Here is a 19,886-nt window from a genome sequence, read left to right on the forward strand (position 1 = left end):
GCCAAAATATAATGAAGGCGTGTCTGCCGAAACATGATCCCGCCGACCGGAAATTGGCCGTTAATGATCGTCACGTTACCCAATAATCTATTTATGTATGTGCGTGGCGATAGATGATTGACCGAAATACTCAGAGGGACTTGGCGAACGAGGGGTGAGAGAATTGGGGCGGAGGTGGAGTGCTCCCCTAATTCTGGACCAGCGTTATGGTAGTGATTTGGGAATTGCAGCCAAAAAAGTAGGAAGCCCACACGCACGACGGCAACTGGCCAAGGTTGCTTGTGCCTAGGGGCTTCGGACGCGAGGACCCGCGTGGCTCTGTTCGACGCTACGCTCCGGGCTGAACTATCGGGCGCGCAAAGTGCGACAGGATGTCCGACTAGTCAAAGTTTTGCGCGGAGTGATGACACGTTATCCGCAATGGGGGAATCGGTTAGCCGGAAGCTTTCTCCAAGGCCGTGGCGTGCCGGAGATCTCAAACGAATTTATCGAGTGAAGCAACAACAGGGGCTGGGCCTTCCGAGGCGGAAGCGCCGAAGAAAGTTCTGCACGGGAGGCACCGTACAGCCATGAGCGAAGACCCCACATGATGTCAGGAATTAGGATGTTTCCCACGATACCTATGCCGAGGGCGAACCCTTTCGTTGCCTGACGGTCACAGATGAAGCCACACGATTTTGTTTGGCAATTGAAGTGGCCTCTTCATTGACCCATCGACAGGTCATCACCGTGTTGCAGCGGTTAAATGCTCGCAATGGACGCCCGCGGTATATCCGGAGTGAGAACGGCCCAGAATTCAGGGCCCAACACCTCACAACCTTTTTGAACGACCAGGAGATTATCCCGAGTCGGATCGAACCCGGCAAGCCCTGGCAGAATGGCAGCAACGAAAGTTTCAACGGCACATTGCGCCGTGAATGCCTCGATGCCGAACTCTTCCAGAGCTTACCAGAGGCCAGGGTGGTGATCGAGGAGTGGCGACGCCGATATAATGAAGAACGGCCACACAGTGCGCTCGGCTACCAGGTGTCCGCGGCTGTTTGGAGGAGCATTGATCCGGATAACCTAACATCCCAACTGGCCAGAGAATGAGGCAGGTCAGAGGGAATCGGCAGGGTCGAGGTAGATAAAAGTATACCCCCTATTAATACTCCTAAAGGTTACTTCGGTTTAACATAAAGACCAGCGATTCCGTTGGCAATGTAGAATTTCAAAGAACTCAATCGCAGTTAGGCTAACCTCGCAACCACTCAAACAAAAACTTGATCGAACTTAACAATAGTGGGATCCATAGGTTGAGTGGTTTTACGGGCAATGCCAGACTGCATATAACATTTTTAAAAACTCACCCTTGCGTCAATCCGCAGGCCCGGGCCACTCCATCACGATAGCGAAGCCAAAGGTGAAGAGTTTTTTTAACCGCGGCCAGAATTTTATCCTGGTGAGAACGAGTGTCGGCATAGTGGATCACCATCGCATAGGCATCATGACGATGACCGGTTTCAACCATTTGATGCGCTCGGATGAGATCCATGGCTTGATGCGAGACCCCCTGATGCTGGACCAGGGGATGATGTGTAATCTTTTCCTGAATATGCCGGGGAGCTTTGGATTTAACCGGATGGAGGAGTTCCTGACGATCATTGACGCTGCCTTCAACAAAAATCGTCAAAACGGCGGCGTTTAAGACCCAATCAGAGCTATTAGAAATCCGATCCAACCAGGACCGATAGCGCTGGGTAGCAGGCAATAACCGAATCTTCTCAAATTCGCGTGAGCGAAACCCTAATCCCCCCATCATTCTCATAAAGAGTTGAGGATGTGAAGTCCCCAATGACAGCATCCCGGTATCTTCCTCATAAATATTTTCGGCTAACATTTTTCGGACTTCTAACGGAGGATTTTGCCCGTGAATACGTGCCAGGAAAACGGGGAAGTCCCGGACATACACGGCGTACTCTTGTTGATAATGAATTTTGAGTTGCGCTTTGGAGATGGTTGGCCCAACGAATTGAGGCCAGGCCCAATGATGTTTCTGAGTCATGAGATTCAGCAATTTCAGACGAAATTGCGCTGAAGATAGTTTCTTGATGGACATTCTGTATTGCTTGCTAATGACTCGGTGAATTACCAATCCATCAATGCTCAGCCCAGATTCAACTTAATAACCATTCGGGTTTCAATCGATTTTCTGGAGTCTTTAATTTTATGCGGGATTGACAACCATTGAAGAATGATTTCTGGCTCATATGAAGATCTTGTCCAACCATTCAGAATAGCAGGATGAGTTAAATACGCAACTTAAAGAAGAAATTAAAGAATCCACTAGAAAGCACGAGCATCTCTACCATAACAAAAACAAATAATTACAACTCAACCCGTATCATATTCAGTGTCATCACCCCCCCATCATTTTTCTTTCTGGATCAAGGGAATCAAAGACCTATCATAATAAAAATAGCATAAAACGAAACAAGATCGGAAAAATTTTGCCAGGAACTATCAAGGTAAGGCATTCTACAAAATGTGCCAATCTGTATCAAAATAGAAAGGGCCGTAAATACGGTATTCGTCGAAAATTTTTTTCACGTTTTTGGTGCTTCACCTCAGATGTACTCAAGCTTATTTTGATGCTTAACAATAAATGCCCCCGTCTATGCTGATGGTAAAAAACATTGACCGTACTCACTCATATCAGGAATCGAGCACACACCAGATGGATATTGAGTGATGAAAATTCATTACAACATCAATGCTTTAGGTTTCCAATCCTGAGGAAAACGGAATGTGGCAACAGGTTTGCTTTTGCCCAATAAAGTAACGGGCAAACGGATTAAGGCATTGAAAGTATCAACAGTCAACACACGGAGGGATCAACTAATGATGTATGTGGATAGCCGGTACATAAGCCTGGCTCGCAAAAGCGAATTATTACAACATGAACACGCCATGAACCAATTACGCAGACAGGTGGCGCAACTCTCAAAAGCGGTTGCGTGGGAATTGGAACAACACCACTCTCATCTCAAGGAACTCCAACAGGTGGAAGATACTCTTACTGGTAAAAGCCAGCCCTCACACGCTACTCAGCCGAACTCGGAGCCAGCTCCTCCTACTACCGGCAGATGGACTAAACAGCGAAAACAAAATTCCCGGTCTTTTCAAAAACCAGTAGCTGAACTCGTCGGATAATTTTTCCCCACCCAAAGTTCATCAGTTGACCCACGGAATTTCCGTGGGTCATCTCTTTTTCTTCCTCAGGTTTCTCCCAAAGCACCATAGGCCAAGTTTTCAGCCATCCTCACACAGCTCCTCAAACGAGTTATTGCCCACTTTCTCCCCCCTGACGACATGATGAGGTCGCTCGAAACCCCTATGCGCATATTTTCCCATAAGAAAGAGAACCAGAAACCTCCAACTCAATCGGGAGAACCCGCATTGTGCGAACGCAGATTGGGTATTCACCTATCGCCCTATTTTGCACTAACTACCGGTGACTTCCTCTTTCCTAACGCACTATCTCCCTTTTTCTCAACCTACAGCCTTTTGTCAACCACACAGCATTTAACCTGGACAACTTGTCCTGGTTGGAAAGCACATCAACCAACAACCGGAAACATCCTTGCGCACCATTTACCAATTTCACCCAGATGTAAGTTTACTAACTTGGCTCGCCAATTGACTTTTTCAATCAAAGGAACCTGCTTTGTCATCGCACTTGACCATACTGGCAGCATATGAAATCCATAAAGCATTCGTACATTTTTTGCACAATTGTATTCCGAAACACTTGGCTAGGTTGGGTTACGTTCCGTTATCACATTTCCATGCTCTTATACATACAGACCGGACCTTTCCGTAAACCAGCGACTTTTCTGGCATCTCTTCTCCAATCAAGAAAGGCCCTGACCTTTCCTCCTGCCGATCCTTGGGTTGGCGCTGAAACCACACCCGGTAATTCCCACCAAATCGAGAAATGGCGAAACCTGGGCCGCCTCCTTCAAAGCCTTCGCCCCCCCTACCAAACCACGTATATTGTCTTCCTGGCCACATTGACTTTTTTGGGCTGGGCGATATTTGAACTGAACACTTCCTGGCTGCAATCCCATCTATTTCATGCAATCTCCGCTCAACTAACATCCCAAGTAAAACCGGGGCCCTCCCCACTCACAGTGTTTCCATCTGCAGGCCCATTGGACGAACGGCGCGGGTATATCCGACTCCCCAATATGCTCTCCAAGCTCCAAAAGAAAGGATTCGTCATTCAGGCGCAAGCCCATCCATCGACTGAACTCACAACCATCTCCAATATGGGTATCCCTCCCATCTACCGGGTAAAGGCCCAGGGCGGGTTACACATTGTGGATAGTCATGGTCAGGACCTGTTTCACCATGAAGACCCGAAGCGAGTATTTCCTAATTTTGAAGCAATTCCCCCCTTGTTGGTTCAAACTCTCCTTTTCATTGAAAATCGAGAATTACTTGATCCCTGCTGTCCCTATGCCAATCCGGCCGTGGAATGGGACCGGTTAGGGCAAGCATTCCTCACGCAAGGCATCCAATTGGTGAAAAACGACCAGAACGTTCCCGGGGGGAGCACTTTGGCCACGCAATTGGAGAAATTCCGGCATTCTCCCGGAGGACAAACCTCCTCCCTGCTGGAAAAAGCCAAACAGGTAACGGCCGCCAGTCTCCGTATTTATCACGACGACGTACGCACGCAAGAGGCTCAAAAACATTTGGTTCTGGATTATATGAATTCATTCCCGCTCGGCGCGTATCCTGGTGCCGGGGAGGTCCATGGCTTCGGTGATGGACTTTCGGCTTGGTTTCACATGGACCTCAACCGGTTTGGTCAGATTCTGGCTGGTGCTGACCCGGCATCTTTGGAAAAGATGGCCTTGGCTGCAGCCACCTACAAAAAAGGAGTCAGTCTCCTCCTGGCTCTCAGGCGACCCTCCTTTTACCTTACACAAATTGATGCCCTGAACGAGAAAACCAATACCTACCTTCGCCTCCTGACAAGCGCCGGTATTATTTCCCCTGCTATGCGAGACCTCGCCCTTATTTATCCCTTGGTCTTTGCGCCAGCATCATCAACGAATTCAAGCAACACCTCCTTTCAAGATCAAAAAGCACCAAATTTCATACGCGCCCATTTGCAAAATTTATTAGGGCTTCCAAGTCTGTATGCCTTGGACCATCTGGACGCCACCGTGGAAACCACCCTGGACCGCGATCTCCAATTTCGAGCAACCACCCTCCTACAACAACTGGCAGATCCGGCCTTTGTGAAAGGCTCCCAACTGACTCAACCTCATCTGCTTGCTCAAGGAAATCCGGCGGATATCATTTATAGCCTGACTCTGTATGAGCGAACCCCCCACGGCAATCTCCTTCGAGTTCAAACCGACACCCTCAATCAACCATTGGATATGAATCAGGGCTCAAAAATGGATCTGGGCTCAACGGCCAAACTTCGTACATTGGTCACATATCTGGAAGCCATTGAACGCCTCCATCACGCGTATGCAGGGCTGTCCCCTCAAAAACTCTTGGAGGTCAACCAGCAATCCCTGGACCCACTGAGCCGATGGGCAATAACCTATCTGCAGACTTCTTCAGATCAATCCCTCTCTGGAATATTAAAGGCCGCCCTCAATCGACAGTATTCAGCAAGTCCAACCGAACGGTTTTGGACTGGGGGCGGGCTTCACACCTTTGCCAATTTCAACAGAGCCGATAACGGGAAAGTGTTTACTGTCCGGGAAGCTTTTCATCACTCAGTGAATTTAGTCTTTATCCGCTTAATGCGGGATCTCGTCCAGTATCACACTCTCGCCATACCCGGATCGACCGCGATGGTCCTCAAAGACCCTCTCAATCCCATACGCCGGCAATATTTACAAAAATTCGCCCAACAGGAAGGTCGAATCTTTCTCTATCGTTTCTACGACAAATACAAAGGACTTCCGCCGGAAGAAGCCTGGCAGCTGGTCCTTTCCCAGACTCGGCTCACACCGCTCCGACTGGCTGTCCTACTGCGCTCAATCGAACCTGAGAAGGATGTCCGGACCTTCACCGCATCTCTGCAAAAGACATTTCCCACCATCAAGCTCTCCCCCGAGCAAGCCGACCGGCTTTTTACACAGACTGATCCCCGCGTGCTCAGCCTTGCTGATCGAGGCTATGTGGCCCGCATCCATCCCCTGGAATTGTGGACGGTTGCATTCCTCCGAAAACACCCCAATTCCGGCAAATCCGAACTCACCAACGCCAGTGAGCAGGAGTTGTTGGAGGTATACGCCTGGTTATTTAAGACTCATCGTAAAGCCGCACAGGATAGTCGGATTCGACTTATTCTGGAACAAGAGGCATTCATGGAAATCCACAAAGCCTGGAAACGGGTCGGATATCCCTTTGCAACTTTAGTCCCGTCATTAGCGACCGCTATTGGCAGCTCCGCCGACCGCCCGGCGGCGTTGACCGCACTCATGGGTATTCTGGTCAACGAGGGAAGAAAAATCCCCACGGTGACAATTCGACAATTGCACTTTGCGGAAGGAACCCCGTTTGAAACACTTGTCGCACCTCAAGAACCAGATCAGGAACAAGTTTTGAACCCGCTGGTCGCTCAAATTCTCCGTCAGGAACTTATCGAAGTGGTGGAACATGGAACAGCGATCGGTGCGAAAGGCGCCTTGCCGCCCTCAGAGGGTATGACCATCTCGATCGGTGGGAAAACCGGAACCGGAGATCATCGTCAAAAAGTGTATGAGCGAGGCTATCGATTAATTGAATCCCGCCCCATCGCCCGAACAGCCACATTTGTGTTTCTCATTGACAACCGCTTCTTTGGAACCATTACCGCCCAGGTATCAGGTCCGCAATCTGGTGACTTCAGCTTCACAAGCAGTTTACCCGTCCGCATCTTTCGTTTATTTGCACCGCATCTCCACGCGTATGTCAGGCCATACTCCTTAGAAGCCAAAGTCCGCCAATCCTTTCAACCACAAAGTTGATCATTCTGGCCGTCACTTGTTTTCAGGCTGAACTTCATACCTGCCCAAACCTCTCTTTTCATTACTCCTTTGAAACTTTTCACGAGATCTGCGTTTGACCAGGACTTGCTCTGAATGTGAGTCCGACGGGCCGCTTCTTCGCTACGTTGGACCTCTCCCTCAACCAACATCAAACCGATCACAAAGCTTTTGTGCGCCCTGGAAATTATTTGGTGCTTCGTTTACTGCCTTCTTTAAAGAAATTCACGGACAAAGTTTCTTTTCTCAGACATGATGTCCATGGGTTCTCACACATGATTCAGCCTTTTTCCTGATTTTGTATGCAAAAATAGGTCTTTTAGCTGTTCATACTTACTCATCCCCATCTTTTGTGATCACATTTCTTTGGCATCTTCTTTGCTCATTAGATCATTACTTGAGGAAAAAGCCGCTCAGGAAACAGGAGGGGAACAAAAGAAGGCACGCCTCTCGTATCTGAATGTCTTACCCAAACATTCCGCGTCTACACCAACGCTGTACTTTCCAGACAAGTCAGTGGAATTCATTAACGAGGGTAGGGAATTCGCCTCTTTCACCAATCGTGGGCCAGGCTCGTACAACCAAAACCAACGGGGAGAGAATCTTTTCTCTCAATCAAAAAGGAGGAAACTGACAAACATGGAAAACGTGATTCAATCATTAAAAACGGGCACTCTCGTATTGCTATTCGGCACCATGCTTATGGCCTGCGCCGAAAAACCCATTCAAGGGACTGACTCGGCCTTGCAAGCCCTTCAGACTGCCAAGCAAGCCGGTGCGGAGAAATATGCCCCTGAATCCTTACGCGTTGCGGAGGACGAATATCAAAAAGCCCAGGAAGAAATAGCAGCGCAAGACGATACATTTGTAATGACGCGCAACTATGATGGCGCAAATGCCCTCTTAGTGAAGGTTGTAGCGGATGCCGAAAAAGCCAAAACCGAAGCCATCGCCAACAGGCAATTGTTTAAAACCGAAGCGGAAGGAGCCGTGGTGTTAGCCAAAACCTCTTTAGAGGAAGCCAAAAATCTGTTGGCCCAAGCACCTACAGGCAAGGGAACCCAGGCCGATCTGCAAGCCTTACGTGGCGACCTACAAGCCGCAGAAACCACATTTGCTGAAATTGAGGCCATTATGGCCATGGAAGACTATATTGGAGTCAAGGCTAAAGCCGAATCAGTTCAAGCTTTGGCAGCTCGCGTGAATGAACAGGTCGCGCAGGCCATTCAGAAGACAGGAAAACACAAGAAGGCTTAACACATGCGAGGGTGGGGCTCTGGCCGACATCCAGCCAAACGCCCAGCAGTTTGGCTGGCGGCTGGCGCTCTCATCATGCTTTCATTCCTGATTGTTGCCTGGTGGAAGGCAGATCGCCTTCCCGAAATCTTCCCACCTCAACTTGAATCGCTCGATCGCCAGGCGTGGAGCCACGGCGCGGAAGCCTATTTCCCGGAACGATATCGCGCATTTCACCAGGACATCATCGATCTTCGAACGCAATGGCGGAGAGAACAAACTCGTTGGTGGCCAACCACCGACATCTATACACTTCAAACAACCTACCAAAATCTGCTGCAAGAGGGCTCGACCCTTCTTAAGACCTCCACACAGCAAAAATTCACCCGACACCAGCAACTGACAACTGCCCTGGAGTCGGAACGTCGCCAAGTCGCCCGTCTACGTGCATTAACCGGTATATTTGATGTTCGACGAAATCTACGGACCCTATCGGTAACGGAGGGGTTACTCAATCAGGCAGCCTCTCGACTCGCCCAAGACAGCGACAAGCAAGCTCATATTCTCCTCAGACAGGCAAGAGAATCTCTTGTACCCGCCGAGGCTCATGCCATTTCCCAAATGAAACGGTATGGGGCCGTCTCACAACTTGCCACGTGGACCCATTGGGTCACCAACACCCTGGATTGGTCTTCAAGGACAGGAGGCACAGCTATCGTGGTCATTAAAACCTCCCGCCACCTTGTAGTCTATCGGAATGGAAAACCGTTGCGCCGGTTTTCTATTGATCTCGGCTTTTCAGGACTTCAGGACAAGTTGCAGGAAGGGGATGGCGCGACACCGGAGGGACAGTTTCGAATCCTGCAAAAAAAAGGACCGGGATCCACCAAATTCCATAAGGCCCTCTTACTTAATTATCCAACCAATGCCCATCGTCAACGCTTCCAGAAAGCCAAGAACAAGGGAGGCTTAGCGGCACACCGCGGCATCGGAGGCCTCATTGAAATTCATGGCCAACAACCTGATGGCAACAGCACAACGAATGGCTGCGTCGCCCTCCATAATGCAGATATGGATGCCGTCTTTCATCTTGCTGCAGAAGGAACTCCGGTGACAATCGTCGGAGCTCTACAACCGGACAATTGGGTGGTAAAAGCGCTTGGCGACATCACCAACCATGCCCGCCAACGAATCGCTCTTTCTAGAGATTCGCTTGCCGTCCAACACCGATACGATCATTCGAAGGAAACGTTTTAAGGTGGTGCATTCGACGGGGGACCGTCGGGTGAACGCTGCATCCGCCTCATCAACATTTGCGGTTCTACCAGTTCCACATCAATTAGATCACGCAACTTTGCAATACCATTAAGCGCCGTGGCAATATTTCCATCCTGGCTCCGAAGCCATGCGGCATGAGGTGCATAGGAAAGTGATTCACGAATGGAGAAGCCGCACGCTTCTATGTCTTTTTGCCGACCCTCGACGGAAACCTTTAACCGGAAACGAATAAACACATTGCCGGTCGGCACTCCTTGCGGACCATTAGGTTCAAGACGATAGACCGGTGTCACTATCAGGTCGGAAGGTAGCCCCGACAAGGCCGGGACCTCACCTCGGCACACGTTGATGACCGGATCATCAAAAGCGTACAACACTGAAGTGGCCAAAGCCGAGGGCACCGGCCCATGGACCGCAAAGCAGTCAGATTCACGAACATAGACACGTGACAAGGCTTGGGCTTCTACCTTTATCCTTAGAGGAAAGTGAGAAAACGGATCGTTCACAGCCATGAGCCATTCTACGAAGGAATACGAAGCAAGTCCACGCATCATTATGTAGTCAAACCGAAGGAGAACACCCATGCTGTCATATCGTTATGGAGGACAAAACGGGAAAGCGTTCAAACTGAAAACCGATGAAGAGCTCGTGGTGGTGCGAACGCAGAGTCGTCGACCATTGGAAGCCGCCGCTCAGTCAACGCGAGCTCGGCAGGCCCTGGACAATCTCGAGCCTGTGCACCGGTTTCACCATGCCGGAGTGGAAATCTTTCGTTATCCTCAAACCGTTCGACGCGCAAGCGCCCGAGGAGCCATCCGCACTACCATACAATCCGTAAAAGACGTCCAATTTGCCGGACGGGTCCTGGTCGATCCTCAGTCAAAACAACCTGTTCTGTACACCGAAAATCTTTTTTCCAAATTTGATGATGACCTGGCCGAATCCACTTGTCGAAAAATCTTAAAAGCCTCCGGACTCGGAATTAAACGAGTCCTGGAATATGCTCGCAATACCTTCTTTCTCGAAGCGCCTGAGGGCACAGGGCAGGAAGTGTTTGCCATAGCCGAGAGTCTCCTGCGGCATAAACATGTGGAGCTCTGTCACCCTGAACTTGTCAGACAAATGGGATGGCGCACAGCGTTCCCACAACAATGGCATCTGAAAAAGACCACGATTGATGGGACGGTCTATGATGCCCATGCCAACGTGGAGGCCGCCTGGGCACTCAGTGAGGGAGAAAATATCACTGTCGCAATCATTGATGACGGCATGGATCTTGATCACGAAGAGTTTGCCGGTTCAGGAAAACTTATCGCTCCTCGCGACGTCACACGCGCCACTGACGATCCTCGACCCGGCAGCCGGGATAATCATGGAACCGCCTGTGCAGGCGTCGCCACCGGCAACGGTTTTCATGGTGCCTCCGGGGTCGCTCCCAAAGCCGGATTGATGGCCATCCGTTATGTATCTCCGTTAGGCTCACAGGCCGAGGCCGATGCATTTATCTGGGCCGCCCAACATGGCGCGGACGTCATTTCCTGTAGCTGGGGGCCGGAGGATGGCGCCTGGTGGGATCCACGCGACCCGCTCCACCACACGGTCGTTCCCCTGCCGGATTCCACCCGTCTTGCTATTGATTGGACCGTCGCGAATGGACGCAACGGAAAAGGGTGTGTGATCACCTGGGCCGCCGGAAACGGCAACGAAAGTGTCGATAACGATGGTTATGCCAGTTATGAAAAAGTGATTGCCGTGGCCGCCTGCCACGCCAAAGGTAAAAGGAGTGCCTATAGCGATTTCGGCAAGGCCATTTGGTGTACCTTTCCCAGCAACGATACCGTTCTCCCCATCCCGGGAATCTGGACCACCGATCGCTCAGCATCAGCAGGATATAATCCCGGACAAGTCAGTCGAGGCGATGCGGCAGGCAATTATGTCAACGATTTTGGCGGCACATCAAGCGCATGTCCGGGTGTCGCAGGGGTGGCCGCCCTCATTCTCGCTCGCAACCCCTCCCTGCGATGGGATGAAGTCAAAGATCTGCTCAAACGCTCGTGTGATCAAATTGATCCAAGCGCTGGTAAATATGACACCAACGGCCATAGCACCTTATATGGGTATGGCCGGGTCAATGCCAAACGCGCGGTAGAATTGGCTGCACCGGCCATTCCGACTCCTACCACCGTTCATACTTCGACCGCCATCATTCCCATTCGCGACCTTCAAACGTCAAAGCTCTCTCTTCAAGTGGCCGAGACTACCCCGCTCACCTCCGTCAAAATCGGAGTGGATATTGAGCATTCGTATATCGGTGATTTGATCATTAAGGTGGTACCCCCCAATTCAACAGGAGTATCGTCCATTTTGCTCCATAATCGAATTGGAGGTGGCACAGACAATATCCACACCACCTATGACGTCACCACGACACCGGACCTCCTGGCATTCGTCGGCAAAAATCCAAAGGGAAAATGGTCCCTGACGGTTCAGGATAAAGAGAAACTTGATACCGGGCGCATCTTACAGTTCTCGGTGACCCTGGTTTTCTAAAGAAGTTGACCGGCATGGGGTGTGGGAGAGGGTATGCATGCATCGGCCACCCTTTGATATGTCCGTGGCCGATGCCATCTGACATGAAAATCGGACTCCTCACCGGGGACCATCTTAGAAAACTTGATCTGATCTAACGCTCCCAGTATATTTGCCAGACTGACCACCACATTCAAGAAAACAATCTCATCCCTTCGCTTCAATTTCGCGCTCACCCACCTTCCGCACCAATCTTGATCATTCCTCCTCACCCATAAAAATTTTTACCTACCAACAGTCATTGATCAACTTGGAATGATGTGACTTATTTTTTTCTCACATCAAAATCTGCGCCAACGATCACTCTTAGCACGTTTAAAGAGCATTGTTTGCATGCGTTATTAACACGGTCAAGTTCCAAGATAGACTGAAGAGCTTTAAGCGGTGATTCAACATTATTTCAAAGGAGGTTTTTATGGCCCAATCCCCGACTTCACCGGATTCTCCTATCGGTTCCACACCGGCAGACATTCCCCATTGGATCGAACACGTATTCGAAATGGGCATTTTTGCCAGCCGGTGGATACAAGCACCCTTATATGGTGGATTGATCCTCGCTGAAGTGCTCTATGCCTGGAAATTTCTGACCGAACTGTGGCACATGGTACATGAAATTGGCACCCTCACCGAAACCGTGTTTATGTTAGGAATCCTCACCCTGGTGGATATCACCATGGTGGCCAATCTGCTCACCATGGTCGTCATCGGAGGATATGCGACATTTGTCAGTAAAATAAGTCTGGAGAGTCATCCTGATCGACCGGATTGGCTCAGCCATATTGACCCGGGCACGATCAAAGTGAAACTAGCAGCCTCGTTGATTGGCATTTCCAGCATTCATTTACTTAAAGCCTTCGTCAACATTGCCAATGTGCCAATTGAGCACATTCAATGGCAAATCATCATTCATCTGACCTTTTTAGGCTCAGCCGTGTTGTTAGCCTGGACAGATAAAATCATGACCAAGGCGAAGAACCATTAACCGCTATGTGAATCTCGAAATATTTTTATGGGTGGCGGCCAACCGGCTGTGGCGATGGCCATAGAAGGCGTAGACCAGGAGTCCGATACATGTCCACGCCCCAAAACGAATCCAGGTAAGTGAGGGAAGAAAGAGCATAAGCCCAAAACATGAGAGTGTTCCCAACACGGGGATCCATGGCATCCAGGGAAGCCGGAACGGCCGTGGATGCTCCGGTTGGGTGACACGGAGCCACAGCACGCCAAGGCAGACAAGACAAAACGCAAAAAGGGTTCCAATATTCGTCATATCAGCGGCTTCTCCGATGGGGATAAACCCAGCGAGAAGCGCGACCCCTGATCCAGTCAGAATGGTGGACAGGGACGGAGTCTGATACCTGGAATGAATCGTCGCCAGGCGAGGACTGAGGAGACCATCTCGAGACATCGCAAAGAAGATCCGGATTTGCCCGAGCATCATGACAAGTAATACGCCGGTAATCCCGGCCAAAGCCCCAACGGCAACCAGGGCTGCGCCCCACCGGTATCCTGCTCGGCTGAGAGCGTCTGCCACAGGTGCATGAACATCAATGGTTGTTACAGGGACTAACCCCGTCAGAACGCCTGCCACGGAGACATAAATAAGCGTGCAGAATGCCAAGGATATCAAGATAGCCCTAGGAATGTCCTGCTGGGGGTTTCGAGCTTCTTCGGCCGCCGTCGAGACCGCATCGAAACCCACATACGCGAAAAACACAATGGCTGCGGCTGCTCCGACGCCGGATAGCCCATTAGGAAGAAACGGGGTCCAATTCTCGGCGTTCACCCCTCCTGCTCCAACAGCTAGAAAGAAAAGAATGACGAAAAGTTTTACGACCACAATCACTCCGGTGATCTGTGCACTTCGCTTGGTTCCCATCAAGAGTAGTCCCATCATCACAAGAGAGACGAGCACGGCCGGAAGATTGATCAGGCCACTGCGGCCTGTTTCTGGAGCATGAGCCAACAGATCCGGTAGTTCAATGCCCACCAACTTGAGAACATTGACAAAATACCCGGACCAGCCAATGGCCACAGCCGCACTCGCCACGCCATATTCCAAAATTAGATTCCACCCCACTAACCAGGCAATCACTTCTCCCAACGTGGCATAGGTATAGGAATACGCGCTGCCGGCCACTGGAATCATAGAGGCAAATTCCGCATAACAGAGCGCAGCCAGCGCGCAGACCATTCCCGAACCCAAAAAGGACAGGATGATGCCGGGCCCCGCACCCGGGCGATGGGAATTGCCGACCGTGGCCGTTCCTATTAAGACAAACACTCCGGTTCCAATAATGGCGCCGATCCCAAGCGCGACTAAATGCCACACAGTCAGATCCCGTCTTAACCCTAATCCATGGGAATCTTCGGAGCGCGGGTGGCTCTGTAAACGTTTCGTCCGAAATACTGAACGTTCCATCACACGTTCAAACATCGTTGTGGTTCGACTTTCCTTCCAAGATGCGGTTTTTATGCCTTAAGGAGAGAAACGGATAGGAAAAAAGAGATTTTCAATCCCTACCCACGACCCGACTTATGCTATAAATATGCCTGGTGTCAGCCCCCTGGATACAAGAAGCCCATTTGAAGCAGAAGGGCTTGTATATGAATTCTTTCTTCCTCAAGAATTGAAACTCTCAAGGAAAAAGCCCGGTTATCTTGTAAGACCCATGATTCTCTTGGAATGGCGTCATGCAGAAAATCATGCCCTCCCCGGCATGTCGGGTGAACCCACGCCATCAGCTTTTCCTCCACATAGGGTTTCTTCTACAATTCAATCTCCGGCTCACCTCCATCCAGTGCAGTCACGGCCGGGCAATGACGTCTATAAACGTAATCTGTTTAGTTGATTGTTCCTGCATAAGAATTTCCCATGAAAACCTCCGGACCTCACGAATCGTACAACCTGGATATTCAAACCCCTGCCGGAGATCTGACCGCGTCGGTTTCGGTACCGACCGGATTCATTCCCATTACCGACATTCTCCCCCTCATGCGATCCCTCGGAGAACAAGCTCACCAGCTGGCCATCGACAACACCACTCAAACCGGTGCCACCATTTCCTGTCAAAAAGGCTGTGCCGCCTGCTGTCGCATGATGATTCCCGTTGCCCCTCCGGAGGCCTTTGCGCTCCTGTCGGTTGTTGAGGCACTCCCTTCACCTAAAAAAGAGCGACTGCTTGAGCGATTTCAGACGGCTCAAAAGACCTTGCGTGAAGCGAGCCTGGAGGATGGGTTGCAACGATTGGCCTTTTCCGAAGATCAAGGCACCGACGAAGAACTGGAGCCTCTTAATCGCGCCTACTATGCGCTTCGAATGCCTTGTCCATTTCTGGAAGATGAAATTTGCTCAATCTATGAACAGCGTCCGTCCGCCTGCCGGGAATTGCTGGTCACTTCCCCTGCGGAACTTTGCCAAGACTTGATACGAAACCCCATCCAACTGATTCCTTCCCCGTTTCGAATCGGGACGGTTCTGAGCAAACTTTGGACGGATTGTTACCAGGGCCCGGTTCGTCTTATTCCCCTCCCCTTTGCACTGGACTGGGCCACAGTCCATAAAAGCCAGAACACCCGAACCTGGGCCGGGCCTGACCTGCTGAGCCGGGCCTTGAATGCCGCAGCGCAATATTTACAACGCCAATCCTCATAAGAGGCACAAATCCCCTCCTGTTTCATACACGAATCAAAGGTCCTACGTGCAGGCCTACCTGGCATCAACCAGCACCGGCAACAGAATGGTGGAAGCGGGATCAACCCTCTGCCTTTAAGATAGAAACCAATCCCGGACCTCCATGCAAACGCCGGAAAATTATGCTACGGAGACACTCCAAACCTGAACCAGAATTTTCAGGAAAAATGGACAAGATTTCTTTCATTGGACAGGATGTCTCTGCGCATGATGTTCTTACAAGAAATTTCACCGCCTTAACTCAAAAAAATGCAGGAATTCCTCCTGCACAGCAGAGCAAAATCTGGCATTACCTTTGCTGATATATCCAAGAGTAGTAAGCCATGACGGCTTACCTAACCTTTAAAGGAGGTGCTCCTGTGAACCAATCAAATCAAAAAGACCCCAAAAAGGGTATGCCAATCGGGAAACCGACTGCCGCCCCTAGCCCTGCTAAGCCACAACAAAATCCGGCCAAAAAGCCACTAGGCATATAGGTATCCGGACGATACCCGATACCTGCAATTCACAACCTTTTCCCATCAAGGAAAAGGCCCCACCTGTCCAGGTTTTGATTCGGGCGAACAACAAGAGGGGCCGGAATGGTTCGGCCCCTCTTCCTCGTTAAGAAAAACGACCTTCCGGACTGATAAGGATATCCCAATCATCGTGACTGAAAGAATCCAAATCAACCCCGGCTGGAAATCTCTCAACGGACATATGCTTCGAACCGTCGACTTTTCCTGGGGCAGACATGTGCTTTTCCTGACCTGGCTGCTCCTGACCGGTTGCGCAGAACCACCTATCTCCCAATTGAACGCAGCCACCCAAGCTCTTGAAGACGCGAGAATATCAGAAGCCGAACATTACGCAATTGAGAGATTCACTGAAGCGGAAACGGCATTTCGACAGGTACAACAACAACTGGATCGACAGGGAGATCGGATGCCGCTTTTTCGTAATTATGATCCTGTCATCACCATGCTGTCGGAAGTCTTCAACAACGCCACGCAGGCCAAAATCGAAGCCATCGCCAACAAGAAGGAGTCCAAAGCCAATGCCGAGGTGGCTCTCGCCTTTGCCAAACAGCATCTTCAAGACGTTCGTGCGCTCCTGGCAGACGTCGCCGCTCCCACCCCCGATCACGGGGAGCTGGACCAACTTCTACAAGCCTTTCAGGACACGGAAACCCTCCTCGCTGAAATCGAATCCATTATGGCACAAGAACACTTCATCGACGTGATGACCACCTCCCATTCCGTGGAATTTTTTGCCACGCGAATTCAAGCACAGATTATCTCTGTCAAACAGCTTGCCGCAAAGCAACACGTCTGATGATGGAGAACCCTATGACCACTCCGCCCACCAGGTTTCAGTCGGCCTGGCGTCGGCGCTGGATGATAACGCTCGTGCTGGTCCTGCTTCCAGCGTTGACGTTTGCCTGGTGGGGACAAACGGACTATCCCGACACTTTTCCTTCACTGGTCGAAGACCTGGACCGACAGGCATGGGTCATCGGCGCAGAGACCTTGCTTCCTGATCGATATCAACAATTCCATACACACGTGCTCGAACTCCGTTCACAATGGCGGACAGAGGCCAATCACTGGTGGACAACCGGCGACGCTGAACAGTTCAACCGGACTTATCAACAACTGGTGGAAGAAGGCTCTCTGCTGATTGAAGCCTCTCGCCAAACAATCATCGCCCTGCGCCTGGAGGTCGAGGAACTTCTTCAGCCTGAACAGGCGCAGCTCACACGCCTGCGAGCGCTTTCTCATGTATTCGATCTGGAAGACGACATGCTTGCATTGTCCCTGGCAGAGGGATTGCTTCGAGAAAGTGTGTTGCGATTGGAGGAGGGACAATACTTGCAGGCCCGATCGGCCGGAGAGCAGGCAATTGAACATCTTCGCCGCGTGGAAGCCCATGTCGTCACACAAATGAACCGCTATACAAACGAGGTCCAAATTGCCCGCTGGGAGGAATGGGTCACGCAGACCCTACAACGATCAGTCGGCACAGCCGTCATTGTCCTTAAGGCCCCCCGTCGCCTTCTCGTCTACCAACACGGCCGGGTCGTTGCGGATTATCCCGCACGGGTGGGATTTTCAGGATTGACCGACAAGCTCTACGAGGGGGATGGCGCCACACCGGAAGGACAATTTCGCGTGATGCACAAAAAAGAGGGATCGGGGACCATCTATTATAAAGCGTTACTCTTGGACTACCCCACGATAGCCCACCAACAACGATTCCACGAGGCCAAAGCCAAGGGCCTGATGCCCCAGGACCGGTCAATCGGCGGCCTGATTGAAATTCATGGCGAAGATCCCAATAACGAAGAAACCACCAGCGGGTGCATTGCTTTGGAAAATTCCGCGATGGATGACGTATTCGAATGGGTCAACGTCGGAACGCCTGTCACCATTGTAGGGGCGCTGAACCAGGACAATGATGTCGTGACCTCCTTACACCAGCTGAAAGTCCATATTCATGAACGGAATGAACGGTGGCACAAACCCCGCACGCTTGCCTCCTCTTTCACCCGCAGAGAATAAAATGACATCCTTCAGGCCCCCCCACTCACCCCAGACGCTTCTGCTGAGCCTGCTCGTTTTCCTGACAACGGCACTTGGTGCTTCACCTCCCCACACTCCAAAACGCACCCCAACCGTGGTCCCTGTGACGATCCAACCCCGGGAAGAACACATCCCGTTTTATCCGTCCGCTCCCGGTCTCCTTGCCACGGCACCCAAGGGCCTCTACCTCGTGGTCGATACGGCTCAAAATCGGGTATCCCTTCGAAAGGGCAATCGAATCCTCTACAGTGCCGTGGCTTCAACCGGCAGCGGGGCACGATTGCAAGATCCTCGCAATCCCGACAACGGGTGGGTGTTCGATACTCCCCGCGGGGTGTTTACGATTTCCAGTAAAATTAAAAATCCGGCCTGGAACAAACCCGATTGGGCCTTCATTGAAGAAGGGCAACCCATTCCAACCAAACCCCAAGACCGGATTGAAACGGGCGTGCTGGGAGACTATGCCCTTGGTTTCGGCAATGGCTATTTCATCCATGGCACGCTGTATACGCGAATGTTGGGCACCAACGTCACCCATGGCTGCATCAGACTTGGAGATGAACCCCTTGAATATGTCTTTCACCACGTGCCCCTTGGCACCACCCTGATCATCTATTGAATCCTCTCAAGTCATTTTTCATCCACTGGCCTCTCCAAACGACCAGCTCCTACCTGGTGTGGATGCTTCTCCTCATGCTTGTCCTGGGAGAAGCCTGTACTTCCCAGAGCGGGGCTCAACAAAAAACCTCTTCTCCTCCCGTTGAACAAGAGCTGAAAATGGCAAAAACCAAGTCTCTCTATTTCATCGTCGATACCGACAAGAACATCGTATTGCTCAAAGCCCGTGGCATCCCCCTGCGGACATTTCCTCTGACCGGCGCCGAGTGGATCGGAACCCCTCTCACCCACTCAACCGTACTGCACCTCCAGACAAAAGACCCATCGGTCTCCCCCCTGCCCCTTTCTCCTCTATCAGATTTATCTCAGGAAACTCCGCCGGAAGATCCCATCACTCCATTAACCGTCAGCAACATGCCCACCCGCTATGAGCTCACTTTTCAAGAATCCCTGACCATTCTGATCCAACCTCCTCACCTCCCCTCCTTTTGGGCAAACCTGGGGCATCAAATAGCCGGCTGGGGGCGGCGGGTCACAGCCAGAATGGCGACCTGGGGAGGGTCACACCAATACCTGGTGCTCTCACTTGATCCTGCCGAAGCGCAAGCCTTGTATTGGGCCGCCATCCCGCCTATGACGTGCCTGGTGATTCCGGGAAATCCCGCAGACCAATAAATCCCGTCTGCCCTGGGCATGGGTTAGAAAGAAAGGAATATTATCCGAAGAATTGAAGATGGCATACAAGACAACAAGGGAGACGGAACCACAAAAATGGAGCAACCGGAGAACGGGAACTCCAAGCCGATAGGGAGCACCCCAACCCAATCCGCTAGAGATGAACAGTACCGGCGGGAAAAATCCTTTTCATTT

15 protein-coding genes and 1 pseudogene are annotated in these 19,886 nt (G+C 51.0%); 13 read left to right on the forward strand and 3 right to left on the reverse strand.

Annotated elements, in window-relative coordinates; genetic code table 11:
• Positions 1-312: 312 nt before the first annotated feature.
• Both PP769_RS18025 and PP769_RS18030 read left to right on the forward strand, forming a co-directional pair.
• Positions 313-573 carry a hypothetical protein gene (locus PP769_RS18025; protein WP_312642855.1) on the forward strand — a complete coding sequence of 87 codons (261 nt, stop codon included), beginning with the start codon at positions 313-315 and terminating at the stop codon, positions 571-573.
• Positions 574-615: 42 nt separating this feature from the next.
• Positions 616-1,092 (forward strand): annotated as a pseudogene (locus PP769_RS18030) (integrase core domain-containing protein); the annotation flags it as partial.
• 253 nt (positions 1,093-1,345) lie between these two features.
• On the opposite strand, the gene PP769_RS18035 reads toward PP769_RS18030, so the two are convergent.
• A complete protein-coding gene (locus tag PP769_RS18035; protein WP_312642857.1) occupies positions 1,346-2,098 on the reverse strand; it encodes an iron-containing redox enzyme family protein in 753 nt (250 codons plus the stop codon).
• A 782-nt stretch (positions 2,099-2,880) separates the two neighbouring features.
• On the opposite strand from PP769_RS18035, the gene PP769_RS18040 reads away from it, so the two are divergent.
• From PP769_RS18040 to PP769_RS18055, 4 genes are all read left to right on the forward strand, one after another.
• On the forward strand, positions 2,881-3,192 hold the full coding sequence (locus tag PP769_RS18040) for a hypothetical protein (protein WP_312642859.1): 312 nt from the start codon (positions 2,881-2,883) through the stop codon (positions 3,190-3,192).
• Positions 3,193-4,172: 980 nt separating this feature from the next.
• Positions 4,173-7,022, forward strand: a complete 2,850-nt coding sequence (locus PP769_RS18045; RefSeq protein WP_312642860.1) for a transglycosylase domain-containing protein — start codon at positions 4,173-4,175, stop codon at positions 7,020-7,022.
• A gap of 657 nt (positions 7,023-7,679) precedes the next feature.
• Entirely contained in the window at positions 7,680-8,297 is a 618-nt protein-coding gene (locus PP769_RS18050; protein WP_312642862.1) for a DUF4398 domain-containing protein, read from the forward strand.
• 3 nt (positions 8,298-8,300) lie between these two features.
• Entirely contained in the window at positions 8,301-9,533 is a 1,233-nt protein-coding gene (locus tag PP769_RS18055) for a L,D-transpeptidase family protein (RefSeq protein WP_312642866.1), read from the forward strand.
• Here the strand turns inward: PP769_RS18055 and PP769_RS18060 are convergent.
• Positions 9,530-10,138, reverse strand: coding sequence for a hypothetical protein (locus tag PP769_RS18060; protein WP_312642868.1), 609 nt, complete (start codon positions 10,136-10,138; stop codon positions 9,530-9,532). The two genes, PP769_RS18055 and PP769_RS18060, sit on opposite strands and share 4 nt — an antisense overlap.
• Between PP769_RS18060 and PP769_RS18065 the strand changes: the two genes are divergently transcribed.
• Both PP769_RS18065 and PP769_RS18070 read left to right on the forward strand, forming a co-directional pair.
• Positions 10,137-12,104 (forward strand): S8 family serine peptidase, encoded by a 1,968-nt coding sequence (locus tag PP769_RS18065; RefSeq protein ID WP_312642870.1) that lies wholly within the window; start codon positions 10,137-10,139, stop codon positions 12,102-12,104. The genes PP769_RS18060 and PP769_RS18065 overlap by 2 nt on opposite strands.
• Before the next feature lie 454 nt (positions 12,105-12,558).
• Positions 12,559-13,125, forward strand: coding sequence for a TIGR00645 family protein (locus PP769_RS18070; RefSeq protein WP_312642872.1), 567 nt, complete (start codon positions 12,559-12,561; stop codon positions 13,123-13,125).
• 3 nt (positions 13,126-13,128) lie between these two features.
• Here PP769_RS18070 and PP769_RS18075 read toward each other — a convergent pair whose 3' ends face one another.
• On the reverse strand, positions 13,129-14,580 hold the full coding sequence (locus PP769_RS18075; RefSeq protein ID WP_312642874.1) for an amino acid permease: 1,452 nt from the start codon (positions 14,578-14,580) through the stop codon (positions 13,129-13,131).
• Between the two features lie 438 nt (positions 14,581-15,018).
• On the opposite strand from PP769_RS18075, the gene PP769_RS18080 reads away from it, so the two are divergent.
• The 5 genes from PP769_RS18080 to PP769_RS18100 all read left to right on the forward strand — a co-directional run bounded on the left by PP769_RS18080 (position 15,019) and on the right by PP769_RS18100 (position 19,691).
• A complete protein-coding gene (locus PP769_RS18080; protein WP_312642876.1) occupies positions 15,019-15,798 on the forward strand; it encodes a YkgJ family cysteine cluster protein in 780 nt (259 codons plus the stop codon).
• Between the two features lie 687 nt (positions 15,799-16,485).
• The gene (locus tag PP769_RS18085) at positions 16,486-17,151 is read left to right on the forward strand and encodes a hypothetical protein (protein WP_312642878.1); all 666 of its coding nucleotides are present in this window, start codon (positions 16,486-16,488) and stop codon (positions 17,149-17,151) included.
• 14 nt (positions 17,152-17,165) lie between these two features.
• Complete coding sequence (locus tag PP769_RS18090; RefSeq protein ID WP_312642880.1) at positions 17,166-18,377, forward strand: L,D-transpeptidase family protein; 1,212 nt, start codon at positions 17,166-17,168, stop codon at positions 18,375-18,377.
• A gap of 1 nt (position 18,378) precedes the next feature.
• Complete coding sequence (locus PP769_RS18095) at positions 18,379-19,017, forward strand: L,D-transpeptidase (RefSeq protein WP_312642882.1); 639 nt, start codon at positions 18,379-18,381, stop codon at positions 19,015-19,017.
• 74 nt (positions 19,018-19,091) lie between these two features.
• A complete protein-coding gene (locus tag PP769_RS18100) occupies positions 19,092-19,691 on the forward strand; it encodes a hypothetical protein (protein ID WP_312642885.1) in 600 nt (199 codons plus the stop codon).
• Positions 19,692-19,886: the final 195 nt, after the last annotated feature.

Source organism: Candidatus Nitrospira allomarina, from assembly GCF_032050975.1.
Lineage (GTDB): Bacteria > Nitrospirota > Nitrospiria > Nitrospirales > UBA8639 > Nitrospira_E > Nitrospira_E allomarina.